The 24623-nt window shown below is 60.0% G+C and carries 26 protein-coding genes, 1 pseudogene and 1 riboswitch; of the genes and pseudogenes, 15 read left to right on the top strand and 12 right to left on the bottom strand.

The window, feature by feature from the left end:
- Positions 1–14 precede the first annotated feature (14 nt).
- The 8 genes from H2Z84_RS00955 to H2Z84_RS00990 all read left to right on the top strand — a co-directional run bounded on the left by H2Z84_RS00955 (position 15) and on the right by H2Z84_RS00990 (position 7659).
- On the top strand, positions 15–323 hold the full coding sequence (locus tag H2Z84_RS00955; protein ID WP_181834301.1) for a c-type cytochrome: 309 nt from the start codon (positions 15–17) through the stop codon (positions 321–323).
- The gene (locus H2Z84_RS00960; RefSeq protein WP_181834302.1) at positions 305–643 is read left to right on the top strand and encodes a c-type cytochrome; all 339 of its coding nucleotides are present in this window, start codon (positions 305–307) and stop codon (positions 641–643) included. Before H2Z84_RS00955 ends, H2Z84_RS00960 begins: the two co-directional genes overlap by 19 nt.
- Positions 604–1806 carry a cytochrome D1 domain-containing protein gene (locus H2Z84_RS00965; RefSeq protein ID WP_181834303.1) on the top strand — a complete coding sequence of 401 codons (1203 nt, stop codon included), beginning with the start codon at positions 604–606 and terminating at the stop codon, positions 1804–1806. The genes H2Z84_RS00960 and H2Z84_RS00965 overlap by 40 nt, the downstream gene beginning before the upstream one ends.
- Entirely contained in the window at positions 1806–2810 is a 1005-nt protein-coding gene (gene ahbB / locus H2Z84_RS00970) for a siroheme decarboxylase subunit beta (protein ID WP_181834304.1), read from the top strand. Before H2Z84_RS00965 ends, ahbB (H2Z84_RS00970) begins: the two co-directional genes overlap by 1 nt.
- Positions 2794–3798, top strand: coding sequence for a siroheme decarboxylase subunit beta (gene ahbB / locus H2Z84_RS00975; RefSeq protein ID WP_181834305.1), 1005 nt, complete (start codon positions 2794–2796; stop codon positions 3796–3798). The genes ahbB (H2Z84_RS00970) and ahbB (H2Z84_RS00975) overlap by 17 nt, the downstream gene beginning before the upstream one ends.
- A gap of 88 nt (positions 3799–3886) precedes the next feature.
- Positions 3887–5083: a heme d1 biosynthesis radical SAM protein NirJ gene (gene nirJ / locus H2Z84_RS00980; RefSeq protein ID WP_181834306.1), complete on the top strand. Its 1197-nt coding sequence runs from the start codon at positions 3887–3889 to the stop codon at positions 5081–5083.
- Between the two features lie 182 nt (positions 5084–5265).
- Positions 5266–6756: a cytochrome D1 domain-containing protein gene (locus tag H2Z84_RS00985; RefSeq protein ID WP_181834307.1), complete on the top strand. Its 1491-nt coding sequence runs from the start codon at positions 5266–5268 to the stop codon at positions 6754–6756.
- 222 nt (positions 6757–6978) lie between these two features.
- Positions 6979–7659, top strand: coding sequence for a Crp/Fnr family transcriptional regulator (locus H2Z84_RS00990; protein WP_181834308.1), 681 nt, complete (start codon positions 6979–6981; stop codon positions 7657–7659).
- 1 nt (position 7660) lies between these two features.
- Here the strand turns inward: H2Z84_RS00990 and H2Z84_RS00995 are convergent, their stop codons facing one another.
- The 7 genes from H2Z84_RS00995 to H2Z84_RS01025 form a co-directional block, all read right to left on the bottom strand.
- Positions 7661–8767, bottom strand: a complete 1107-nt coding sequence (locus tag H2Z84_RS00995; protein ID WP_181834309.1) for an HPP family protein — start codon at positions 8765–8767, stop codon at positions 7661–7663.
- A 77-nt stretch (positions 8768–8844) separates the two neighbouring features.
- Positions 8845–9282 carry a MarR family transcriptional regulator gene (locus H2Z84_RS01000; protein WP_181834310.1) on the bottom strand — a complete coding sequence of 146 codons (438 nt, stop codon included), beginning with the start codon at positions 9280–9282 and terminating at the stop codon, positions 8845–8847.
- 70 nt (positions 9283–9352) lie between these two features.
- Entirely contained in the window at positions 9353–9916 is a 564-nt protein-coding gene (locus H2Z84_RS01005) for a YIP1 family protein (RefSeq protein WP_181834311.1), read from the bottom strand.
- 465 nt (positions 9917–10381) lie between these two features.
- A complete protein-coding gene (locus H2Z84_RS01010; protein ID WP_181834312.1) occupies positions 10382–11242 on the bottom strand; it encodes an energy-coupling factor ABC transporter ATP-binding protein in 861 nt (286 codons plus the stop codon).
- Positions 11239–11973, bottom strand: a complete 735-nt coding sequence (cbiQ, locus tag H2Z84_RS01015) for a cobalt ECF transporter T component CbiQ (protein ID WP_181834313.1) — start codon at positions 11971–11973, stop codon at positions 11239–11241. The genes H2Z84_RS01010 and cbiQ overlap by 4 nt, the downstream gene beginning before the upstream one ends.
- Positions 11957–12247: an energy-coupling factor ABC transporter substrate-binding protein gene (locus H2Z84_RS01020; protein ID WP_181834314.1), complete on the bottom strand. Its 291-nt coding sequence runs from the start codon at positions 12245–12247 to the stop codon at positions 11957–11959. The genes cbiQ and H2Z84_RS01020 overlap by 17 nt, the downstream gene beginning before the upstream one ends.
- The gene (locus tag H2Z84_RS01025; protein ID WP_181834315.1) at positions 12247–12915 is read right to left on the bottom strand and encodes an energy-coupling factor ABC transporter permease; all 669 of its coding nucleotides are present in this window, start codon (positions 12913–12915) and stop codon (positions 12247–12249) included. Before H2Z84_RS01025 ends, H2Z84_RS01020 begins: the two co-directional genes overlap by 1 nt.
- A gap of 64 nt (positions 12916–12979) precedes the next feature.
- Positions 12980–13190, bottom strand: a riboswitch (cobalamin riboswitch).
- Positions 13191–13888: 698 nt separating this feature from the next.
- On the opposite strand from H2Z84_RS01025, the gene H2Z84_RS01030 reads away from it, so the two are divergent.
- The 4 genes from H2Z84_RS01030 (at position 13889) to H2Z84_RS01045 (ending at position 18934) form a co-directional block, all read left to right on the top strand.
- Entirely contained in the window at positions 13889–14422 is a 534-nt protein-coding gene (locus H2Z84_RS01030) for a fimbrial protein (RefSeq protein ID WP_124643924.1), read from the top strand.
- Positions 14423–14492: 70 nt separating this feature from the next.
- Positions 14493–15242, top strand: a complete 750-nt coding sequence (locus H2Z84_RS01035) for a fimbria/pilus periplasmic chaperone (RefSeq protein ID WP_181834316.1) — start codon at positions 14493–14495, stop codon at positions 15240–15242.
- 70 nt (positions 15243–15312) lie between these two features.
- Positions 15313–17901, top strand: coding sequence for a fimbria/pilus outer membrane usher protein (locus tag H2Z84_RS01040; protein WP_181834317.1), 2589 nt, complete (start codon positions 15313–15315; stop codon positions 17899–17901).
- Between the two features lie 70 nt (positions 17902–17971).
- Entirely contained in the window at positions 17972–18934 is a 963-nt protein-coding gene (locus tag H2Z84_RS01045; protein WP_181834318.1) for a fimbrial protein, read from the top strand.
- A gap of 106 nt (positions 18935–19040) precedes the next feature.
- Here the strand turns inward: H2Z84_RS01045 and H2Z84_RS01050 are convergent, their stop codons facing one another.
- Together H2Z84_RS01050 and H2Z84_RS01055 are read right to left on the bottom strand one after the other, a co-directional pair.
- Positions 19041–19331, bottom strand: coding sequence for a hypothetical protein (locus H2Z84_RS01050; RefSeq protein ID WP_181834319.1), 291 nt, complete (start codon positions 19329–19331; stop codon positions 19041–19043).
- 272 nt (positions 19332–19603) lie between these two features.
- The gene (locus H2Z84_RS01055; protein WP_181834320.1) at positions 19604–20071 is read right to left on the bottom strand and encodes a MarR family winged helix-turn-helix transcriptional regulator; all 468 of its coding nucleotides are present in this window, start codon (positions 20069–20071) and stop codon (positions 19604–19606) included.
- A gap of 33 nt (positions 20072–20104) precedes the next feature.
- On the opposite strand from H2Z84_RS01055, the gene H2Z84_RS01060 reads away from it, so the two are divergent.
- Positions 20105–20842, top strand: coding sequence for a siderophore-interacting protein (locus H2Z84_RS01060; protein ID WP_181834321.1), 738 nt, complete (start codon positions 20105–20107; stop codon positions 20840–20842).
- A gap of 35 nt (positions 20843–20877) precedes the next feature.
- Positions 20878–21089: pseudogene (locus H2Z84_RS21190) on the top strand (IS3 family transposase); the annotation flags it as partial.
- A gap of 72 nt (positions 21090–21161) precedes the next feature.
- On the opposite strand, the gene H2Z84_RS01065 reads toward H2Z84_RS21190, so the two are convergent.
- Positions 21162–21833: a sulfite exporter TauE/SafE family protein gene (locus tag H2Z84_RS01065; protein ID WP_181834322.1), complete on the bottom strand. Its 672-nt coding sequence runs from the start codon at positions 21831–21833 to the stop codon at positions 21162–21164.
- A gap of 299 nt (positions 21834–22132) precedes the next feature.
- Here H2Z84_RS01065 and H2Z84_RS01070 point away from each other — a divergent pair, with 299 nt between their 5' ends.
- Positions 22133–22912 (top strand): enoyl-CoA hydratase, encoded by a 780-nt coding sequence (locus H2Z84_RS01070; RefSeq protein WP_181834323.1) that lies wholly within the window; start codon positions 22133–22135, stop codon positions 22910–22912.
- An 86-nt stretch (positions 22913–22998) separates the two neighbouring features.
- Here the strand turns inward: H2Z84_RS01070 and H2Z84_RS01075 are convergent, their stop codons facing one another.
- Both H2Z84_RS01075 and H2Z84_RS01080 read right to left on the bottom strand, forming a co-directional pair.
- Positions 22999–23781, bottom strand: coding sequence for a peptidylprolyl isomerase (locus tag H2Z84_RS01075; RefSeq protein ID WP_181834324.1), 783 nt, complete (start codon positions 23779–23781; stop codon positions 22999–23001).
- Between the two features lie 35 nt (positions 23782–23816).
- Positions 23817–24605 (bottom strand): peptidylprolyl isomerase, encoded by a 789-nt coding sequence (locus tag H2Z84_RS01080; protein ID WP_181834325.1) that lies wholly within the window; start codon positions 24603–24605, stop codon positions 23817–23819.
- Between the last annotated feature and the right edge of the window lie 18 nt (positions 24606–24623).

Below are 24623 nucleotides of genomic sequence, written 5' to 3' on the forward strand. Positions count from 1 at the left end.
CCAAGGAGAATTCGATGAAGCAGCTACTGATTGCCCTGGCCCTGGGTGGGCTGATGACGGCCGGGCTGGCCCAGGCGGCCAGCGGGCCGGAACTGGCCAAGCAATACAACTGCCTGGCCTGCCACAGCGTGGATGCCAAGCTGGTTGGCCCGTCCTACAAGCAGGTGGCGGCCAAATACAAGGGCCAGGATGTCACGGCCAAACTGATGCAGAAGGTAAAGGCGGGTGGTTCCGGCAGCTTTGGTGCCATTCCGATGTCGCCTAATCCGCAAGTGCCGGATGCCGATCTCAAGCAGCTGGTGGCATGGATTCTGGCCCAGTAAGGCGTGGCCTGTGGCTGCTGGTGCTACTGGCGGCCAGCTTCTGCCAGCAGGCCGCAGCAGCACCACCGGCCGAGCCCCGTGCCGGTGAGCTGTTGCAGTTGCTGCATAAGGATTGCGGTGCCTGTCACGGTCTCAGCCTCAAGGGCGGGCTGGGCAGCCCGCTCACCCCCCAGGCGCTGGCCGGCAAGCCGGCCGACAGCCTGGTGGCCACCATTCTCAATGGCCGCCCCGGCACCCCGATGCCGCCATGGCGGCCTTTCCTTTCCGAAGAAGAAGCGCAATGGCTGGTTCAACTTTTGCAACAGGGCGGCGCACGCTAGCCCGTCTGCTGGCACCGCTGCTGTGTCTGGCCCTGGCTGGCTGTGCCAGCACGCCGCTGCGCGGCACTGGCGACCTGGGCGTGGTGATCGAACGCGCCAGCGGCAGCGTGCAGATTGTCGATAACAGTCATGCACAATCGCTGGCGCGAGTGCAGGGTCTGGGTGATCTGTCGCATGCCTCGGTGGTGTTCTCGCGTGATGCCCGCTATGCCTATGTGTTTGGCCGCGACGGTGCCATCAGCAAGGTGGACCTGCTTGCCGCCCGGCTGGTGAAACGGGTGGAACAGGCTAGCAACAGCATAGGTGGTGCCATTTCCAGTGATGGCCGAGTGATTGCCGCGCAAAACTACAGCCCCGGAGGGGTGAAGCTGTTTGATGCTGACAACCTGCAGCTATTGTCCAGCGTCAGCACGGCGGCCTTTGGCGGTGGCGAATCCAAGGTGGTGGGCCTAGCCGACATGCCGGGTAACCGCTTTGCCTTTGCCCTGTACGACAGCGGGGAAATCTGGCTGCTGGATGCCAGCACGCCCAGCGCGCCCAAGGTCCAGCGTTTCGAGCACATCGGCAAGCAGCCTTACGATGGCCTGGCCAGCAGTGATGGCCGCTATTTCATTGCCGGACTATATGGCGAAGATGGCTTGGCCTTGTTTGATAGCTGGCATGCCGACGCTGGTGTGCGGCGCATTCTGGCCGGTTATGGCCGTGGCCGGCAGGCCTTGCCGGTGTACAAGATGCCGCATTTGCGTGGCTGGTCGATTGCCGGCGACTACGCCTTCCTGCCCGCCATTGGCCAGCACGAGGTATTGGTGGCCGACAACCGCAGCTGGGCGCAGGTCGCCACGGTGCCGGTGCTGGGCCAGCCGGTATTCGTGATGGCCGAACCGGGCGGGCGGCGGGTGTGGGTCAACTTTGCCTTCCCCGACAATGACAAGGTACAGGTGATTGATGTGCCGACCCGGCAGGTGATCAAGACCCTGCAACCGGGCCGCGCCATCCTGCACATGGAATTCACCCCCCGTGGCGATGCGGTGTGGCTGTCCAGCCGCGACGACAACAAGCTCCTGGTGATCGACACCGCCACGCTCACCGTGCGCCGCACGCTGCCGGCGCTGGAGCCGTCCGGCATTTTCTTCAGCAGCCGCGCCAGCAGGATGGGGATGTGATGCCAAACCAGCCAAGCCCGTCCGCGCTGCCGCCGCGCAGCCTGCATGCCCTGGACCGTTGCCAGAAGCAGTTTCCGCTCAGCGCCACGCCCTTTGCCGACATGGCCGCCCTGTTGGGGGGTGGCTGGACGGCCAATGCCCTGCTGCAACTGCTGCAGTCGGCCCAGCAAGCTGGCCTGCTGTCGCGCTTGGGCGCAGTGTTTGCCCCCAATACCGTGGGCAGCAGCACGCTGGCCGCACTGGCCGTGCCACCGGAGCGGCTGGATGCGGTGGCTGCCTTTGTCAGCAGCCATGCCGAGGTCAACCATAACTACCAGCGCGACCACCACTTCAATCTGTGGTTTGTGGTAACCGCCAGCGATGCCGCCGCCGTGGCCGAGGTGCTGTCGCGCATCCATCTGGCCACCGGTCTGGTGCCGCTGAACCTGCCCTTGCTGCGCGAATACCATATTGATCTGGGCTTTGCGCTGGATGGCAGCAGCGCCGTGCGTCAGCCCCAACGGCAGCCGGACCCGATCCGTCCGGACTGGCGTCAGCAACGCCTGCTGGCCGCGCTGCGTGGCGGCCTGCCGCTGCAATTGCATCCTTTCCAGCTGCTGGCCAGTGGCTGCGGCCTGACCGAGCAGGAAGTGCTGCGGCAATTGCAGGAGTGGCAGGTGCAGGGCGTGTTGCGGCGCTTTGGCGCGGTACTGCGCCATGCCGAGCTGGGCTATCGCCACAATGCCATGTGCGTGTGGCAGATCGACGATGCCGCCACGCGCGAGCGCATTGCCCGGCAACTGGCTGGCGAGGCGGCGGTGACGCTGTGTTACGAGCGCCCGGCGCGGCCACCGCACTGGCCTTACCAGCTGCTTTGCATGATTCACGCCAGCGATGCCGCCAGCCTGCAGGCCGCGCTGGAACAGCTCATCCAGCGCCATGGCCTGCAGCCTTATCCGCATGCGGTATTGCCCTCACTCAAACGCTACACCCAACGTGGAGCCTGTTATGGCCATCACGCATAGCCAGGCTACGCTCAACCCGCTGGAAACCAGCATCGTCAACCAGCTGCAAGGCGGCTTTCCGCTGGATAGCAATCCCTTTGCCAGCGCCGCCGCCGTACTGGGTTGCAGCGAGCGGGCCTTGCTGCAGGGGCTGGATGGCCTGCTGCAGCGTCAGGTGCTCACCCGTTTTGGCCCGCTCTACCAGATAGAACGCATGGGCGGCTGCTTTGTGCTGGCCGCACTGGCGGTGCCGCCGGCCCGTTTCGACGAGGTCGCGGCGGCGGTCAACAGCCTGCCTGCGGTGGCGCACAACTACCAGCGCAGCCACAAGCTGAACATGTGGTTTGTACTGGCCGCCTCCAGTCAGGCCGGGATTTCCGCCGCTTGCAGTGCCATCGAACTGCTCACCGGCCTGACCGTGCATGCCTTCCCCAAACAGCGCGAATACTTTGTCGGCATGCGCTTTACCGTGGGTGGCCAGGCGGCAGTGGGACAGCTCAGTGCCGGGCGTACCTGCAAGGACGACAGCCACACGCCACCACTGGACGAAGACGACTGGCGGCTGATCCGCGCCACCCAGGCCGGGCTGCCGCTGGTGGCGCAGCCTTATCGCCAGCTGGCCGACAGCCTGCAACTGCCGGAGGACATGGTGCTGGCGCGGCTGGGGAGCATGCTGGAGCAGGGGGTGATCCGCCGCATCGGCGCAGTGCCCAATCATTACGCCATCGGCTACCGCGCCAACGGCATGGCGGTGTTCGATGTGGCGGACGAGCTGGTGGATGAACTGGGCCAGCAACTGGGCCAGCTGGATTGCGTCAGCCACTGCTATCGCCGCCCGCGTCATTTGCCGCACTGGCCGTACAACCTGTTTGCCATGGTGCATTCCAGCAGCCGGCGGGCGGTGCGCGAGCAGCAGGGCCAGCTATTGCAGCTGCTGGGCCCGGCCTGCCGCCGCCATGCCGTGCTGTTTTCCACCCGTATCCTGAAAAAATCCGGTCTGCGGGTGTAAGCCGGGATTGATCCCGTTGATACGGGTCAAGGAGCGCTGCCTGCATGTCCCCGCACACTGTCTGCCGTCACCATTGCCGGAGCCTTTCATGCTGCGCCTGACACCCTATCTGCAAAGCCTGCTCGACCCGGCAGCCGCGCCCGCACGCGGCGGCAAGCCCAGCGGCCCGGTGGTGATCTGGAACCTGATCCGCCGCTGTAACCTTACCTGTCAGCACTGTTATTCCACCTCGGCCAACAAGGACTTCCTGGGCGAGTTGTCCACTGCCGAAGCCTGTACAGTGATGGACGATCTGTATGCCTTTGGCGTGCGGGTGCTGATTCTGTCCGGTGGCGAGCCACTGCTGCGGCCGGATATTTTCGAACTGGCCGCCCGCGCCAAGGCCATGGGCTTTTATGTTGGCCTATCCAGCAATGGCACGCTGATTGATGAGTGCAATATCTCCGCGCTGGCGGCAGTGGGCTTTGATTATGTCGGGGTCAGCCTGGATGGCATCGGTGCCACCCACGACCGCTTCCGCCGCCTGGCCGGTGGCTACGAGCTGGCCTTGCGCGGCATGCGGCTGGCACGGGATGCTGGCCTCAAGGTGGGCCTGCGCTACACCATGACCGAGGACAATGCCGACGACCTGCCGGCCCTGCTGCAATTGCTGGCCGTGGAAGACATAGCCAAGTTTTACTTCTCCCATCTCAACTACGCCGGACGTGGCAACAAGCACCGTGCCGATGATGCACGCCAGCCACGCACGCGCTGGGCGATGGACTTGCTGATCGAGGCTTGTTTGCAGCACATCCGCGCTGGCCAGCCGCGCGATTTTGTTACCGGCAACAACGATGCTGATGCGGTCTACCTGCTGCACTGGGCTGCGCGTCATTACCCGGCACAGGCCGCGCAGTTGCGCCAGCGCTTGCTGGCCTGGGGGGGTAACGCCAGCGGAGTGAACGTGGCCAATATCGACAATCTGGGCAATGTGCATCCTGACACCATGTGGTGGAAGGTGACGCTGGGCAATGTGCGCGAGCGGCCGTTTTCCGCCATCTGGCGGGATGAGTCTCATCCCTTGATGGCCGGACTGCGCCAGTCGCCACGGCCGGTGGAAGGGCGCTGCGCCGCCTGTCAGCATCTGGCCATCTGCAATGGCAATACCCGGGTGCGCGCCTGGGAGCTGACCGGCAACTTCTGGGCGGCGGACCCGGCCTGTTATCTGAGCGATGAAGAAGTAGGCGTGGCCAGCGGCGTGCATGCGCTGGCACCGCTGACGCCATGGCAGAGGGAGACAGCATGATGAAGCTCTGGCTTGTTTTATTCGCCATGGCGCTTAGAGCCGCTAACAAAAACCCTGCTGCTACGTTGCGCCTCCTTGCCGTACCCTTGTACTGTCTGCGTCGGCGCGCCTTGCCCCAGGGACGCTACGCTATTTTGTTAGCCGCTCTTGGCCTGCCGCTGCAGGCTGCTCCCGCGGCAGACATGGATTCATCCGCTGCCGCGCAGTTATACGGCCAGCATTGCCAAAGCTGTCACGGGGCTGACCGCTTGGGCGGCATGGGCCCGGCCTTGCTGCCGGAAAGCCTGGAGCGGCTGAAAAGCGCCGAAATCAGCAATACCATCCGTCAGGGGCGCAGCGCCACCCAGATGGCCGGTTTTGCCGGCCAGCTGACGGATGAACAGATCAGCCAGCTCACCGCTTATGTACAAAGCGCTCCGGCCACGCCACCGCGCTGGAGCGATGCCGACATGCGTGCTTCGCACCGCCAGCCGGTGGCGCTCTCCAGCCTGCCGGCCAGGCCGCAATACACAGCCAATCCGCTCAACCTGTTTGTGGTGGTGGAGGCGGGCGATCACCATGTCACGGTGCTGGATGGCGACCGCTTCCGGCCTATCACCCGCTTTGCCAGCCACTATGCGGTGCATGGCGGGCCCAAGTTTTCCCCCGATGGCCGCTTTGTCTATTTTTCCAGCCGCGATGGCTGGGTGACCCAGTACGACCTGTACAGCCTGCAAGTTGTGGCGGACATCCGCGTGGGCCTGAATACCCGCAATATCGCGGTATCGGATGACGGTAACTGGATTCTGGCCGGCAACACCCTGCCGCAAACGCTGGTGCTGCTGGACGCCCATGGCCTGGCCCCGGTGAAAACCATTGCGGTGCGCGATGCTGCCGGTCGCCCGTCGCGGGTGTCTGCCGTGTACGAAGCCGCACCGCGCCACAGCTTTGTGGTGGCGTTAAAAGATGTGCCGGAGCTGTGGGAAATCAGCTACGACCGCCACGCCGCACCGGTTTACCCGGGTCTGGTGCATGACTACCAGATGGGCGAGGCGCTGGGTCAGCCGGGCTTTCTTACCCCGCGCGTGACGCCGCTATCCATGGTGCTGGACGACTTTTACTTCGACCCGTCTTATCAGCATGTGCTGGGTGCTTCACGCAGCGGTCAGGCGCAGGTGATCAGCCTGGATGCGCGCAGCAAGGTGGCGGACCTGCCGCTGGATGGCATGCCGCATCTGGGGTCGGGCATCAGCTTCGAGCGTGATGGCCACCGCATCATGGCCACGCCCAATCTCAAGGGCGGCCAGCTCAGCTTTGTCGACATGGACAGCTGGCAGTTGATCAGGCAGGTGCAGCTGCCGGGGCCGGGATTTTTCCTGCGCAGCCACGAAAATACGCCCTATGCCTGGGCCGATTCCATGATGAGCGCGCACAAGGACACGCTGTCCATCATCGACAAGCGCACTCTCAGCGTGGTGCGCCAGCTGGTGTTGCGGCCGGGCAAGACTACCGCCCATGTCGAGTTCACCCGCGATGGCCGTTATGCGCTGGTATCGGTGATGGAGAATCCGGGCGAGCTGATCGTGGTGGATGCGCAGACCCTGCGTGAAGTGGCGGCGCTGCCCATGGCCAAGCCCATCGGCAAATACAATGTGTTCAACAAGGTAAACCGTTCGGAGGGTACCAGCCACTAGCGCGCACCACGGCCAGAAGCCTGATCCGGCCGTGTGCTTGCTTGCCGGGCCAGGTTGGGCGAACTGGGTCGGTCGAACTAGGTCGGTTGAACTAGTTTCCTCCCTGCTTACAGCGCATGGTGGCTTTAAGGCCAGTGGCCTATAGTCGCCAGCGTGGGCGGTATCGGCCGGCTGGACGTGGCACCGCTTGTTATCCACCCGGTTTGGCATACGGAAATGACCATGGCTACTGTTGATATCCCTTCTTTCTTGCGTCACCAGCCGCTGTTTCAGGAATTGTCTGAAGCGCAGATCCAGGCATTGGTGCCGTTCACCCATGAAGTGCGAGGGGGTAAGGGGCAGGTTGTGTTCCAGAAGGGCGACCCGTGCGATGGCATGTTTCTGGTGGTGTATGGCCGGGTAAAGCTGGCCATTTCCTCATCGCAGGGCAGTGAAAAGGTGATGGAGATCATTCATCCGGGCCAGAGCTTTGCCGAAGCGGTGATGTTTCTGGGCCGTCCCTGCCCGGTGATGGCACAGTTTCTGGAGGACGGCTTTTTGCTGAAGGTGGAGGCACAGGCCATTTATCAGGCGATTGAGCGCGATGCCGCATTTGCCCGCCGCTTGCTGGCTGGCCTGGCCATGCGCCTGCATGGCCTGGTGCGGGACGTGGAGCGCTACTCCATCGAAAACTCCCTGCAGCGGGTAACTGGCTATTTGCTGCAAAATGTCGATCCGCAGCGCGGGCCACTACCGCTGGTGACGCTGCCGGTCAACAAGAACCTGATTGCTTCCCGGCTCAATCTGACGCCGGAAACCTTCTCGCGCATGCTGCACCAGCTGAGCGAGGCCGGGCTGATCGAAGTCAATGGCCGTGAAATTGTGCTCTTGGACGCTGACCGCCTGCAGGGCGCGGCCGACTGAATCAGTTTTTCAGCAGGATGGCGATCAGGTCAGACTGGGTAATGATGCCGCACAGCTTGCCATCAGCATCCACCACCGGCATGTGATGCAGGCCACCATCAGAAAAAGCCTGGCTCAGCGCGGTAATCGGCTGCAAGGCGGCAACATGGCGCACCGGGCTGGTCATGATGTCGGCCACCGTGCTGCTGTCCCAGCCTGCGCTGCCGGGCAGGTGGGCTGCTTGCCCATCACGCGGCAGGAAGAAATCATGCAATGACACAATGCCGGTCAGCGTTTGCGCAGGGTTGATGACTGGTAGCGCCTTGATCTTGTGATGGGCCAGCTTGTCCCAGGCCTCCTGCAAACTGGCCTCTGCGCCTATGCTCACCACATCGCGCGACATGATGTCCGCGCAGTGAATACCCCCCAGCCGGCGCTGCTGTGCCTGCTCCTCTGCCGCCGTCAGAATGGCGAGCAAATCCTCTTCGCTGATATCCAGTACCTCGCCATGTGCGGCCAGTGCCTGGTGCAAATCCTGCTGGCTGATGGCGCGGCGCTGGCTGGGCAGGGGGTCGGCGGTATGGTGAGCGTTGCTCGCAGGTTGAGGCCGGTGTGGATAGCCGCGGCGCAAGGCATTGTTGAACAGCAGGGCCATGCCCAGCATGAGGGCAGAGTTGACCGCTACCGGCCACAACACAAACTGGTAACCCAGGGCGCTGATGGCCGGCCCGCCCAGGACGGCGGTAATGGCGACTGCCCCGCCAGGCGGGTGCAGGCAGCGCAGTTGAAACATGGCAGCAATGGCCAGCGCACCAGCCAGGCTGGCGGCCAGCGCCGGGTCGCCAATGTAGCGGGCACAGCTGACGCCAATGGCCGCCGACAGCATATTGCCGCCGATGATGGACCAGGGCTGGGCCAATGGGCTGAACGGCACGGCAAACAGCAAGACGGCGGATGCCCCCATGGGGGCAATGAACCACGGATTGACCTGACCCAGAATCAGGTGGCTCAACAATGCGGTCACTTGCAGGCCCAGGCCGGCGCCAATACAGCCATAGAGACGTTCGCGGCGCCCAGCGCCCAAGGGGGGCGGAATAAAGCCCTGCAGGTAGTTAAGGATTGGGTTCATGAAATCAGGCGCAGTCACAGCCAGGATGGGAGGGGATTTATAATATCGCATTGCGATACAAATGACTTGCCTGATTATTACCCGGTCTTGAGTGCTTGCTGGATATTCAGCAGCAAATCGGCCGATGGGCTGTCTGCCAGATCCTTGAGCAGCAACAATTCATCACGATGGGCCTGGGCCAGTTTTTCCACCAGCTCCAGCCCCTTGGGCAGCAGGCTGATTTCCACCTGCCGGCCATCGTTTCTGCCGGGGGATTTACGCACCAGTTGCTGAGACTCACAGCGATTGATCAATCCCACCACGCTGTGATGGTGGGATTGCAGCCTTTCGGCCAATTCGGCCACCGTGGCCCAGTCCCGGTCTGGATAGCCTTGTACCTGCAACAGCAACTGGTATTGCAAGGGCGTGATGCCATGGCTTTGCGCCAGCTCCTCGCTGAAACGCAAGAACTGGCGCAAACGGTAACGAAAATCGGCCAGGCATTCAAAATCCTGTTTACAAAGCGGGCTGGACATGGGCGGGCAGGGCAATGGTAATGCGCTACCTTAACATATCCAAGCCGCTGCCAAACTGCCGACAGCTGACCTACACCAGCGGCATCATCAGCAAGGCCGCCACGAACAGCCATACCAAGGCCCCTACCGAAAACACCGTGTAGGCCATGGACTGGGTGCTGACTGAGTCGTCATGTTCAAACAAGGCATCCAGACCGTGATAGAGCAGCAGGCCCGATGCCAGCAGGCCAATCAGTCCGCACGCCATATTGAACAGCGGCGAAGGCAGCAACAAGGTGAGCGTGGATAGCCAGATGGGAAGCGGCGCAATGGCAGCCAGGCGATAGCAATCAGCAAAGGCTGGCCGCGATGGTGCATGCACCGACTGGCGGATGACCCAGGCCATCAGCGGCACCGCCAGCCAATTGGTCACCATGAATAGCAGGCTTACCACTACCCAGTGGGCAAAGGAAACCTCTGGTCCATAAACGTCACCATGAAAACTGGCGGCAAACAGAATCATCGCCGTACCCAGCAGCGAACCGGGCAAGACCAGACGATAGAAACTGGCAGCGAGCGTGGGATGGGATTGGGACAGATTGTCCCAGCTGTGGCCGGACGACCATAACATGCGCAAGGGGCTAAGTGGACTCATGGCAATCTCCTTGATAAGCAGCAGTGCTGTGATTCAAATATATCGCATTACGATATAAATGCAATGCCGATTTGCAGATAAGTGCATCTGGGGAAACGCCACCGGTTTCCCGCTGAGGGTTGTGGCACGGTATGGCGGGTGCGGTTACCCCTGTCGCAATACCGGAGTGGCGCGGGGAAAGTCATCCCGGCATGCTGCCGCGCTGGTGGTGGATGGGGGTACATCTGCAGTAGCAAGGGCTGCCCGCGATGGGGCTTTGTGAGGTGGCCGAAGCCGTGTGGATCGACATATGAACTTGAGAGCCGGTTTACGCTCCAGGAGAGGATGGGTCAGGCAAGGCGACTGGGCGTGAAAAAGCGCAATGCGCATGGAGCCCATGCGCATATTGAAGGTCGTTTCGACGCAAGATCAGCCGCGTAGCGCACAGGGTAAACAGGCTCTGGGGCTAGCGGCGCTGCACTTGCTTCATCCGGCAGTTTGGCAAGCAGTGGGCTGCTGGTGGCTGAACAGTGCCATGATGTCGTGGTCGGTGCGTGGCATGGTGGCATCGGCGGCCAGCAGGCCCTTGTCCTGTGCCAATGCCACCATTTGCAGCAGTAAGGAAGGGCTGAGTTTGGCGGCCAGCAGCATCTCGCGGTCCAGCAAGATCTGGCTGCGCTCGCCAAAACCGATGACCCGGCCCGCCGCAAACAGGGCGATATCATCCGCCAGGCGACAGGCCAGATCGACATCGTGGGTGGAAAACACGATGGTGATGCCTTGTTGCATCAGGCTGTGCAAGATCGCAATCAGCTGGGCAATGCCTTCGTGATCCAGCCCGGCGGTGGGTTCATCCAGCAGCAGCACCTCCGGGGCCATGGCCAATGCCCCGGCAATGGCTACCCGTTTCTTTTGTCCACCGGAGAGCATGTGTGGTGGGCGATTTTCCAGCCCGACCAGGCCCATGGCCTGCATGGCCTGCTCAACCCTTTGCCTGGCAGCATCAGCAGCAAGCCCCTGGTTCAATGGGCCGAAGGAAATGTCTTCAAATACCGAGGCAGCAAACAGCTGGTCGTCGGCATCCTGCAACACCAGGCCCACCTTGCTGCGCAAGCGGTTCAGCCCCTGGCGCGAGTAGGAGACGGCTTCCTGCTCCAGAAACACGCTGCCTTGATTCGGCTGCAAACTGCCATTCAGATGTTGCAGAAAAGTGCTCTTGCCCGAGCCATTTGGCCCGAGCAAGGCCAGGCAGCGGCCTTGCTGTATGGAAAGATTGATGCCTGACAGTGCAATGACATGGCCAGGAAAGGTATAGCCCAGCTGCTGGACACTGAGAATGGTGTTCATGAAAAAAGGCTTCCGATCAGCAATACGCTACCCAGCAACAGGCTGGTCCATGTCAGGCGTGTCGGGGACAGCGGCTGGGTGCGCCGCAGGACGTTGAATTCGCCATTCCAGCCACGGGCGGCCAGGCCGTTTTCCATCCTGCTGGCCCGGTCCATGGCGCGTGGAAACAGATTGGCCAGCAGCAGGCCTAGTGCGCGCAGCTGTTGCCTGCGATTGCTGTGCCCCAGTCGTGCGGCCTGGGCGGTATGCATGGCGCTGGCGGTGTCCAGCAGCAGAAACACCAGCCGGTACATGATCAAGCTGATTTCGGCGATCTCGCGCGGCAGGCCGATTGCGCGCAGGCTGGCCAGGATATCGGTCACCGGGGTGGTCAGGGCAAACAGCAGCAGGCAGCAGATACCCGCGAACGATCTGAGCAGCAGGCCGCATACGACGGGCAGCCCCGCGGGCGAGAGGCTCAGGCCATGACGCCCGACGTCAAACAGCATGGTCAGCCCGGCAGTCAGCAAGAAGCCAGCGGGGATCAGGGCATAGCGCAGCCAGAGTTGCAGCGGCACCCTGGCACCCAGCAGCGTCACGCCCAGCACGCAGGCGATGATGCAAGGAGCGCTCGGGAGGGGCGGCAGGCTGACGGCCAGCAACAGCATGCCGATAGCCAGCAGGGCTTTTTCCAGTACCGGCCTTTCCCGCCAGCGACTCAGATGCGCATATTGATCAATGCTCAGCGTCATCGCGGGCGGCCAGTCCCTGGCGTTTGCCGATGACATAGCCGATGACGCCGGCTCCAATGGCTGCCTGCAAGGCAAACAGCAGGCTTTCCACTTCGCCGCTTGGCGGCTCCCAGATGGGGGAGAACCAGGGCTGGTAGCCCGGCTTGGCGTGGGTAATGGCCGCTGTGGCCTGGTCGTCCGAGCCTGCAAACTTGCCTTCGACCAGCAGCAGCGGTAGCACCACCAGCGCGACTGTGCCCAGCAGCAGCCATTTGCTACGGGATGACTTGGCCATTAGCGTGTCTCCCCGGCAAGAATGCTGACTTTCCTGATATCGGCCACCTTACCGGCCAGCGCATCCATCACCACTACTGTCAGCATGCCCTCGGCAATGGCCAATGGCACTTGCGTCAGCGCGAAAATGCCACCGAACTTGATGGCGGCAGTCATGAAGCCACCCACCGGGTCCGGATAGGCCAGCGCCAGCTGGATCGAGGTGGTGATGTAGGTAGCCAGATCCCCCAGCGCCGCGGCAAGAAACATCGACACGGCCACCGACAAGCCAAGACGTTGCCCCAGCTTCCATAAGCCATAGCTGACCCAGGGGCCGACGATGGCCATGGAGAACAGGTTGGCCCCGAGCGTGGTCAGGCCGCCATGTGCGAGCAGCAAAGCCTGGAACAGCAAGACCATGGCCCCCAGTACCGCCATGACGGCTGGCCCGAACACCACCGCGCCAAAGCCGGTACCGGTAGGGTGGGAGCAAGACCCGGTTACGCTGGGCATTTTCAGGGCGGACAAGACAAAGGCAAAGGCCCCGGCAGCGGCCAGATTCATTCTGGCTTGCGGACGTTCCGCCAGGATTTTGCGAATGCGCCAGACACCGCCGGCAAAGAAGGGAGCAGAAACGGAATACCAGGCAAGACAGTGCTTGGCCGGCAAATAGCCTTCCATGATGTGCATGATGATGACCCACTGTGAAAGTGGCGCGGACTCTGCATATTGCCCCCCGGCAGCATGACAGGCGCGCTCACAAACGCTGATGGCAGGTCTCCTGACTTCCGGCTCCAGCAGCTTTGCTCGTCTTCCCGGCTTGGTGTCTTGCTGGTGGATGCAGCCAAGACAGCCAGTGACATGATGCGCAAAGCCTAACCGATTACAGTTGCGGGGGCAGTTGCAGCCTTGCACTGCATTCCCTTTTCACCGGCGATGCCGGCACCATCAATGGCCGTCAGGATACGCCAAGTTCATGCCCTGCGCAAAATGACCACGCCCCGGTGCCCGGCATGGTGCAGGCCTGGCGGCTTGGCACATTGCCCGCCTCGTACGGGCTGCCGGCCAGCGATTCTGACAAAGGTAGGCATCATTAGTATTTGGGTACGGCCGCCTTGCTTGCGACGAGAAAGTCATCATTTTGTTGTGCATTGCATTTCAGCTCATCCCCCGGCCTTCATCATCTATTTTGCATATATTCCCTCTTATCCCTCTTTGCCAAACGTATCCGCACAGGTGGCGGAGTAGCGACATCACGGCGAGTATCTGCGGTTGCCCGGTGTCGTTCCGGGTAACTGTATAAATTATTTGATTAAAAATAGACCAGTTTAAATAAATCTCCTGCTTGCAGTACCTGTCAGTGCGCTGCTTTTTTCTCCATTTAATAAGAAAAATTACAACACTTTCAAGAAATGTCTTCCCATCAAACAAATGTCGAGTTTACAATTGTAAATAACAACAGCTTAAACGTTTGGTATCTAATGCGCTCGACACCATGGCTGTGGTGCCGGTGCGGGTGGCAAGGCTGTTGCGGGTGGTTTGCGAGTGTTCTGGCTGGCTGTGCCTGGCACAGCCGTGAGGGAAGCTTGCAGGGAAGGGCGCTAGGACTGGCGTCCTGTCTGGGGCAGTGTGCTGCCCTGTTAATGTGATGGAGTTTTAGAAAATGAAAAAGATTGTTTCGGTTTTGGTAATCGGGTTGGGCATCTACTCTGCTGGCGCGCTGGCAGCGGATGGCACCATTACCATCAATGGCAAGATCACTGCCAATACCTGCACCATCACCGGCACCAGTGGCAGCAATGTCACCGTGACCCTGCCGACGGTGTCGACTTCTGCGCTGGCTACTGCCGGTCAGGTTGCCGGTGTCACCCCGTTTGCGCTGAACCTGAGCAACTGTAACGGCACCAGTGCCCAGACCCATTTCGAACTGGGCGCCACTGTCGACCAGAGCACGGGCAACCTGTTCAATGCCAGCGGTTCCGGCATGGCCACCAATGTGGAAGTTCAGCTGCTGAACAATACCTTCCAGCCGATCAATGTCGCCACCAGCGCCAACTCGCAGACCGTTACCTTGTCTGGCAGCTCGCCGAACAAGACCGGCACCATGAACTACTACGCACAGTACATCGCCACCGGTGGTGCATCCACCGCGGGTACGGTGAATACCAGTGTGCAGTACTCGATGATTTACAACTAAGCAGTACCCGCCCGGTGGTCTGGGGAATGCCTCCCCGGATCGCCAGGGCAATCGTTGAGGCAGGTGCAGAATGAAAAAAATAGCAAAATTCGGGGCAGTCGTATTCACCAGCATGGCCATGCTGCTGGTATCCGCCGCGCAGGCTAATGTGGTGATTACCGGGACACGCATCATCTATAAGTCAGATGATCGCGAAGTCACCATCAAGATGGACAATGTTGGCCATGACCCGGCGCTGGTACAGGTCTGGGCTGACCGTGGCAATGAAAAGTCCGAGCCCACCACGGCCGATGCGCCCTTCCTGATCATGCCGCCGATTTTTCGGGTCGACCCGGCCAAGGCGCAAACCGTGCGCCTGACCTTTACCGGCGATAGCGTGCCGCAAGATCGGGAGTCGGTATTCTGGCTGAATATCCTGGATATTCCACCCCTGCCCAAGGTGAATAATGAGCAGCACAACTATGTGCAGGTGGCCTTCCGTTCCCGCCTCAAGTTGTTCTACCGCCCGGCCGGCCTGCCCGGTAATCCGGATGATGCGGCAGACAAACTCAGCTGGCAGCTGGTGTCCCTTGGCGGGAATCTTGGCTACGCCTTGCGTGCCAGCAATGCCAGCGCCTTTCATGTCTCGCTCAATTTCAGTGCCATCCAGCTGGGTGGCCATGAATACCGCAGCGAAGGCGGCATGGTTGCACCCGGCGGCAGTAGCGATTTCAAGCTGAAAGGGCTCAATGTGCGCCCCAGCGGCGAAACGACGCTGCACTATGAAAGCATCAATGATTTTGGTGCTCCGGTTGCGCACAGCCTGCCGCTGAAACCTTGATCAATCAGGACCGGGCAGCACGACGCGATGTCGTCGTTCCTGCCGGGTTCATGCCAGATAGCGTGCTGCCATGATTAAAAATCCTAGCCGACAGGCATCGGCCTGCTGGATGCTCAAACCATTGAGCCTGATGCTGATTGCCGTGTTCAGTCCGGCTGCGGCATGGGCGGTCGATGCCAATCCGGCCGACGGTGCTGTGGCATTGAACGATGTACAGTTCAATCCGGCTTTCCTGGGGCAGACTCCGGATGGCAAGCCGCTGGACCTGTCGCGCTTCAGTGGTAGCGGCGCAGCCCTGCCGGGGACTTATCGTGCCGATGTTTTCGTCAATATGGGCTGGCTGGGCCGGCGCGATGTTGTCCTGCGCGAGCGGGATGATCACAAGGTGGTAGCCTGTTTTAACCGCGCCATGCTGGACGACATGGGTGTGGACTTCAGCCGGCTGCAAGAAAGCGACGCACTGACACGGCAAGACGCCAGCGCTTGCCATGAAATCGGTGCCATCGTGCCGGGTGCGCTCAGCAGTTTCAATGCTTCCGATCTGAAACTGGATGTCAGCATTCCCCAGCTTTATGTCCACAGCCATGCCCGTGGTTATGTTGACCCGCAATACTGGGATGCCGGTGCACCCTTTGCCGGTTTCATCAACTACAACGCCAATGCCTATCGCTATGACAACGGCAGCGCCGGCAAGACGACCCAGTATTACCTAGGCAGCAATGCCGGGTTGAATATCGGTGAGTGGCGGCTGCGCTATAACGCAGCGCTGACCCAGCAAAACTATGCCAACCAGACGGGTGATGCGCGCCATTATCAGAATATTTCCACCTATGCCCAGCACGACCTGACAGCATGGAAATCAGTACTGACGCTAGGCGACAGCTTTACCCCGTCCGATCTGTTCAGCTCGGTAGGCTTTCGCGGGGCTCAGATCAATTCTGACGACCGCATGCTGCCGGAATCAATGCAGGGCTATGCGCCTGTTGTGCGCGGTGTGGCCGAGACCAATGCCCGAGTGTCGATTCGCCAGAATGGCAATCTGATCTATGAAAACACCGTGCCGCCCGGCGAGTTCCAGATCAACGACCTGTACAACACCGGCTATGCCGGTGATCTGAATGTCACGGTTACCGAAGCCGATGGCCGTACCCGCCAGTTCGTGGTGCCGTATGCCGCAGTGCCCCAGCTGCTGCGTGCCAGTCAGTCGCGCTACAGCATCACGGCAGGCCAGCTGCGTGATGAAAGCCTCAATACCCGGCCAAACTTTATCCAGGCTACTTATCAGCGTGGCTTGAACAATACGGTCACCCTCTATGGTGGGGTGATCGCGGCCGAACACTATCAGGCCGGCATGCTGGGGGTGGCGCTGAATACGCCGTTTGGCGCGCTAGCCACCGATGTAACCCAGTCACAAGCCCACAATCTGCCCAGCATGGCAGGGTTAGGCTCGGAGCTGACCGGTCAGAGTTATCGCGTCACCTATAGCAAGCTGCTGGAGTCCACTCGCACCAACTTCACCGTGGCGGCTTACCGTTATTCGACCGAGGGCTATCTGGAGTTCAACAGCTATGCCGCGCTGATCAATCAGGGCAGCGTGGTTTACCGCACGCGCAACAAGTTCCAGCTTAATGTCGATCAGCCACTGGCCGAGGGCTGGGGCCATGTGTTCGTCAGCGGATCGACCCAGGACTACTGGAACCAGCCCGGACGTGACCTGCTATACCAGGCCGGCTATTCCAATAGCTACAAATGGGGCAGTTTCAGCGTGTCGGCTGGCCGCAGCAAAGACTCCCAGAACAACAACACCACCCAGTACATGCTCAGCATATCGATTCCGCTGGGCAAGCAGCCTACTTCGCCCTTGCTCACTGCCAGCGTTACCCGCGACAGCATGCACAATGGCAGCGAGCAGCTGTCGCTGAGCGGCTCGGCCGGCGAAATGCGCAATATCAGTTACAACGCCTATGCCAGTGCCAACCAGTTCAATGGCAGAGAGGGCAGCACAGGTGGCGGTGGCAATCTGCAATACGCCACCTCGGCCGCCACCTTCTCGGCCGGTGCCAGCAGCATGGGTGACACCTCGCAGCAATCGCTGGGAGTGAGTGGGGCGCTGGTGTTCCATCCGGGTGGGGTGACAGCAGCCCAGTCGCTGGGCGAATCCATTGCGGTGATCGAAGCCCCTGGTGCGGAAGGTGCCATGGTCAATAACGTCAACGGGGTTCGGGTCAACCACAACGGCTATGCCGTGGTGACCAACCTGATGCCCTATCGGCAAAACGACATCACGCTCGACCCCAAGGGCATGAATGAAGACGTGGAATTGCAGGAAACATCCAGCAAGCTGGCACCGCGCTCCGGCGCCATTGCCATGGTGAAATTCCCTACCCAACAGGGCAAACCGATGATCGTCCGCTTGCGGCAGGCCAATGGCGACAATCTGCCGGTAGGCGCCAGCGTACAGCAGGCCGATGGCACCGAACTGGCCATGGTGGGGCAGGGTGGACGTACCTTCCTGCGTGGTCAGGAAGGCAAGCCGCTGCGTGTTAGCTGGGGTGCACAGGCCAAGCAGCAGTGCAGCTTCAGCTACGCCAGTCCAGTGCAAGAAACCGGCACCCGCAAGAACAAGGGCTATCTGCAGACTGACGCGGTATGCCAGTAGTCACCCGACGGAGCGGGCTGCCTGTCCTGATACATGGCACGCCGGCGATCTGTCCCTTACTGAAATGGTTATGAATATGCGCAAGTACCTGCAACAGACATTCGCAGCTCTGGCTTTGCTGCTGTTATTGCTGCCCAATGCCAGCCACGCGCTGGGCTGCTGGTTGAACCAGTCCGGCGGGCCGCTGAGCAGCACATTGACGCTGCCGAATAATGTGTATATTTCCTCGATTGCGCCAACCGGAACGGTCATCTGGCAGTCTCCGCTGCAAAGCATTTCGGTGTACTGCACGCAGAGTGTGGGAGAGAACGTCTATTTCTGGGTCAACCCGACAAATCAGACGCTGGCAGCCGGTGTCCAGATCGGCATCATTTTCAATGGCGTGACTTATACCCAGACCAGCGGTGCCATCAATACCGGTATTTATGTGCCGCAAGGCGGACAGGTCACCAGTAATCTGCAGTACTCCATTGTGATATTGAAGTCGTCTAATTCACCCAGCAGTGGCGTAGTCAACATCAATAGCTACCCGGTATTCCAGCTGGATGGCAAGGGCGGCCTGAATAATGTGCCGATTAATTTTAATCAGCTGCTGAACGGCAGTGTCACCTTTACCCCGGGTGGTACTTGTGCGCTCAGTGCTGCCGATGTCAATCGCAGCATCACCCTGCCCAATGCTTCGACCTTTAATTTCCCCAGCGTCGGCAGCACCTTTGGCCGGACCTATTTCACCATTACCGCCAGCAATTGTTCGACCGGGGTAAATACCGCGACTTTCCGTTTTTCTGGTACGCCTGATAGCAATATTGCAACCGAGTTTGCCAATAACGGTACGGCTACTGGGGTGGCGGTCAATATGGCATCGGCTGGCGACGGGCTGAATATCGGTGCCAATTCGACCAACAATACCCGGGTGGTGAATGTGCAATCGCAGATGGCGCAGCTGCCGCTTTATGTCGAGTACTACCGGACCGCTGCCATGGTGCCGGGCACCGTGCAGTCGATTGTCAGCGTCACCATGTTGTATCAATAGCGCGCAGGTCTGCGCCCGTGCGGGCTGCTCCACATGAAAAAACCAGCAACTGGAATCAGGCTGCTGGTTTTTTTCGTTTTGGCGGACAGTCGTCCGCTGGGGCGTATCAGTTGTAGACAATATTGACGATGCCGTTACCCGTGGTAGTACCTTGCACTTTGCTCAAGGTCAGCGACTGGGTGTTGTCCATGCCAGCGCAGGAGGGGCCGGAGACTTGTTGGCGTGCTGCCTGATACAGACGCGGCTGACTGGCGTAAGCCAGCAGGGTGGCCGCAGGAATGGCGCAGGGGCTCTTGGCGATTTGCCCAGAAAAATCGATACGACCGCCGTTGTCGGCGCTGGCAATGTTTGCTTGCAGGCAGGCCAGGGTAATCATCACACCAATCATTTTCTTCATCACACACCTCCTGCACTCATTCGGAGCGGCATATTTTGAATCGCATAATGTGATTTAAAATAAAGCCATTCATTTGTAAGTAAACCGTGCTTGCAGTGTAGGAGTCGTGTGCTTGAAAAGCAATACTGGCAATAGTTGATATATTTAAAACAAGAATTATCAAATCAAGCAGTAGGCTGACTGCGAGGCCGTTTCAGTCTACGGATGGCCATCAGGCCTTGCCTGGCGGGGATGTCGACGGCCGGCTGGCGGCCGTTGCAGAGGGGGCGTGCTTAGTCTGGTTGTTCCAGATTGGTTTTTATCTGTTGCAATAATCGCAACAGCTCACTGCGTTGCTGGGCGGCGATGCCATCCATGGCTTTGGCGGCCAGCTGACGACCCTGCTGGCGCAAGGTGCTGTGTAGGGCCTGGCCGTCTGCTGTCAGCGTCAGGCGTACCGTGCGGCGGTCGCGCGTGTCGGCATGGGCTTGCAGCAGCCCGGCTTCCTTCAGGCGAGCAATCAGCCGGGTAAGCTGGGCCTTGTCACGCCCCGAGTGCAGGGCCAGATCGCTTTGGCTGGCTCCAGGGTGGCGAGAAAAATAGCCCAGCACCTTGCCCTCCATATGCGTCAAACCGAGCTCGTCCGCACGGATGGCAGCAAACTGCAGCGCGCGATATTGATGCATCAGCGTGTGAATGGATTCGAAAATCTGCTCGGCGGTGTCGTCAACTTGGTTGACAAGGTCAACTTTATTTTGCATATTAGGTGATATTGTCAATTAATTGGAGTGACTATGTCTAGCATTTTGCCGCAACACCGCATCGAGCGGGTCAGATATGAACTGATCAAGCGCAAGGTAACCGTCAGCAAGGTCGAGCGCGCTGGCGATGGCTTTGCCCGTATCAGCTTTACCGGGGACGATCTGGCTGGCTTCCAGTCCCTGTCTTTTGATGACCACATCAAGTTCATCTTCAGCAATGCGCAGGGTGAAACCATACTGCGCGATTACACCCCCAGTCATTGGGATGCGGCTCAGGGTGTACTGGTACTGGAGTTCGCCCTGCATGGTGCGGGTGCTGCTGCCACTTGGGCGGAACAGGCTGCGGTGGGCATGATGGCCATGATAGGCGGCCCCAAGGGTTCGATGATCATTCATTCGCAACAAGACTGGCATCTGCTGGTGGGTGATGATTCGGCTCTGCCGGCCATTCGCCGCCGCCTGGCCGAGCTGCCGGTATCCACCCACGCCGATGTCTTATTGCTGCGCCCGGCCGGGTTAGATGCCTGGTCCGTGCCGCGTCAACAAGAATGGCAGCTGCAGCAAGTAACAGCCCCGGCCGCCGTACTGACTGCCCTGCGCCAGTGGCAAGCCCCTGCGGGTAATGGCTTTGCCTGGTGCGCCGGCGAGGGTGGGCTGATGCGTCAGGTTCGCAGTATTCTGCTGGAGGAAAAAGCCCTGCCACGGGAAGGTGTACGAGTGGCGGCGTACTGGCGGCAGGGCGAGGCTGATTTTCACGAACGACTGGTTTGAGGTGAGGCTGGTATTGAAGTCCAGCATGAGTCGGCCACGATAATGCCATGGCGGAGAGGTTCTCCCGTTGCTGAAGCGGGAGCGTATCAAGCGAAAAACCGATGATGACCAGGAGGAGGTCTGCCGAGACCTTGTCAATTACGTCGAGGTATTTTATAACCCGAGGCCCCGACATAGTTCCGCAAATGGGCTATCAGCAGTAGCGTTTGCGAAACAATATCTCCAGCGGCTCAAGCGTGCCTGGTAAAACTGGGGCGATTCATTTTTTCTGGGAAATGAAACAAAACCACTTCCCTGGTGTGTTTCGAGAGCCCTGTTTTTAATGGCCGGCAGCCAGTAGCAGCAATCGAGTTAGTCCCATGCCGGCAACCAGCAAGCCAGCCAGCAGGCGCACCAGCCTTTGCTGCAGCCATTGGCGCAAGGTATCGGCAAATACGCCCATCAGCAGCAGATTGGGCAAGGTCCCCAAGCCGAAGGCCAGCATCAGCAAACCGCCCTGAGTGGCTTTGCCGCTGGCCAGGGCAGACAATGATGCACTGTATACCAGACCGCATGGCAGCCAGCCCCACAGCGTGCCAGCCAGTAGTGCGCCGCGTGGGCTGCGGATGGGTAGCAGGCGTGCCAGCAAGGGCTGCAGGCGGGCCCACACCGGTCGGCCCAGTTTTTCCAGTGCGGTAATGGCGGAGGACAGGCCGGCCAGATACAAGCCCATGGCGATCAGCATCAGGTTGGCCAACACCAACAGGGCGAGTTGTGCCGGCCGTGCCGTCAGCAAGCTGAGGCCGGCACCAGCCAGGCCGCCAAGCATGGTGCCAATCAATACATAGCTGCCAATCCGGCCGACATTGTAGGAAAGCAGGATCAGCCAGCGCTGTTGTCCGGCAGGCAGGTTTAGCGTAAGCGCGGTGATGATGCCGCCGCACATGCCCATGCAATGTCCGCCACCGAGCAGGCCAGTCAGGAAAATGATCCAGAAATTTGTTTCTAACATGCGACAGCCTGTTGCTTAAACCTCTATTCTAACAGAGCGGCTAATTGCCCGGATTGCCTCAATAATAGGCAAATTGTGACATGGTAATTGTAAAATAATCTCAAATTCTGTTTGGCATTTATGCGCGCAGCCATCTAGAAAAAAAGTTGAGCATATTGGCAATCCGCGCTGGAAAAAGGCGGTGCAAGCCCTGAGAATGCTCATTCTTTCCTGTCGGTATCGGGGATGGTCTGGTTAACAAGGCCACGCGGGCAGGAGCCGCAATGTGTAACGACCCATAGAGAAACTGAGGAAACTACATGGCCAAGTATTTGACGCTTGAACATCTGGGCCAGTCTGCAATCATCACTATCAATCATCCTCCCGCTAACTTGTGGACCATCGCCAGCCTGCAAGAGCTGGCTGAGCTGATGTTAGCCCTGCAGTCGGACAAGAGCGTGCGCTCGGTAGTGATTACCGGTGCGGGCGAAGCCTTTTTCTGTGCAGGTGCCGACCTGAAGCTGTTTGCTACCGGCAGCAAACAGGAGGCCGAGGCACTGCTGGATGCTTTTGCGGCGGCTTTTGCTGCCGTGCGCGGCTACACAGGAGTGACCGTGGCTGCCATTAATGGTTATGCGCTGGGTGGTGGCTTGGAATGCGCGCTGATGTGCGACTACATGGTGGTAGAACGTGGTGCCAGGCTGGGTTTGCCGGAGGCCAAGGTTGGCCTGTTGCCAGCAGGTGGCGGCTGCAAGAGGTTAGCTGACAAGGTGGGGGTATCCTGGGCTAAGCGCATGATTCTGGGCGGTGAGATTGTCGACGCGCAAAAGGCCTACGATATTGGTCTGGCCGAAGAAATTGTCGACCCCGGCTTTGCCAAGATCATCGCAGTCAGTCTGGCAGGCAAAGTAGCCAACCAGGCTCCGCTGGCGGTGGCGCGCGCTCGGCAGCTTATCGAAGACAGCGTGACCCTGTCGCTGGAGCAGCATCTGCAGCAGGGGCGGGCCGCCTTGCTGGATCTGGTGGGTGAGCAGGAGCAACTGGAAGGTGTGGCGGCCTTTCTGGGCAAGCGCGCACCGGGTTGGTCCGACGAGGACTGATGCGGCCAGAGGCAAGCCAGTAAAAAAGGGATGCGCGAGCATCCCTTTTTTATGTGCATCAGCCGATAAGCTGGGCCGATGATTGATTACTGCTGGATCTTGGCCTGGGCTTTCAGGTCGCCCACGTATTTTTCAATACGTGCGCCCATGATGCGCTGCGTCAGTTGCGGACGGGCATCGTCCAGCGACGGCACATTGCGTTCGGTACGCACGTCATCCAGCTTGATGATGTGCCAGCCGAACTGGGTTTTCACCGGCTTGGCAGTGACCTGGCCCTTGCTCAGCTTGGCCATGGCATCAGAGAACTCCGGTACGAAAGTACCAGCTTCTTGCCAGCCCAGATCGCCACCAGTGGCCTTGCTACCCGGATCCTTGGATTTTTCCTTGGCCAGCAGGTCGAAGGCCTTGCCCTTGCGCAGGGATTCGATCACGGCCTTGGCTTCAGCTTCGCTGGCTACCAGGATGTGGCGAGCGTGGTACTGCTTGGTTTCCGGAACCGAGGCCACCAGCTTGTCGTATTCCGCTTTCAGCTGGTCGTCAGTTACCGGATTGGCTTTCTGGAAGTCCTTGATTACGCGGTTGGCCAGGGCCATGGCTTCCATGTTCTGCAGTTCGGCCTTGAAGTCGGCAGCTTTGTCGATGCCCTTCTTGATGGCTTCCTGGCGCAGTACTTCAGCAGTAATCAGCTGATCCTTGACCATGTCCTTGGTCTTGTCGTCCGCTGCCTGACCTTGGGCGGCCATCATTTGCACGACGGCATCGATGCGGGCCTGGGAGATTTCATTGCCATTTACGGACGGGCCGGCAGCCAGTACGACGGTGGTGCTCAGGGCGGCCAGCAGGGCGCTTGCCAGCAAAGTCTTGCGCATGATGTATTCCTGTTGTTACTTGCAGTGGTGTGGTGTTACTGGATTTTCGCCTTGCCGCGCAGATCTTCCACGGCCTTGCCGATGGCTTCTTCCTGCAGCTGACGCTCGATTTGCGGTTTTACTTCTTCCAGCGGCGGCAGCTTGGCATCGCGTACATCATCAACCTTGAACACGATCCAGCCTACGCGGGTCTGCAGCGGCTTGCTGCTGATCTGACCCTTGTTCAGACCCTTCAGCATCTCCGCCAGTTGCGGTTCCATGCGGGCCAGATTGCCCCAGCCCATGTCGCCGCCATTTTGCTTGGCGGCCGGGTCGAGCGAGCGGCTCTTGGCCAGCTCTTCGAACTTGCCGCCCTTTTTCAGGCTGTCGATGATTTTCTGTGCTTCAGCTTCGCTTGCCACGGTGATCTGGTGCGCATGTACGTCCTTGGTGCCAGCGAACTTGCTCTGGGTCTGGGCGTAGCGTTCCTGCAGCTGGGTATCGCTGATTTTCACTTGCTTGAGCAGGTCGGCAAACAGCGCTTCACGCAGCATGTCCTGGCGTATTTCGTCCAGGCGCTTGGTAAAGGCCGGTTGCTGGTCCAGCTTGCGGCTCTGGGCTTCCTGCAGGATTACTTCGCGATTGATCAGCGTGTCTTTCACTTGCTGGCGCAGTGCCGGGGAGTCTTGCACATTGCCATTGCTGTTCTGCACGACCAGCGCAACGGCAGCGTCCAGATCGGTCTTGTCGATGGCCTTGCCATTGACCATGGCAATGGATTCGGCCATGGCCGGAATACTGATGCTGGCTGCCAGCAGCAGGGCAGCGATACGGGAGTTTTTCATGGATAACTCTTTCTCGAA

It is taken from the genome of Aquitalea aquatica (assembly GCF_013911085.1).
GTDB classification, from domain to species: domain Bacteria; phylum Pseudomonadota; class Gammaproteobacteria; order Burkholderiales; family Chromobacteriaceae; genus Aquitalea; species Aquitalea aquatica.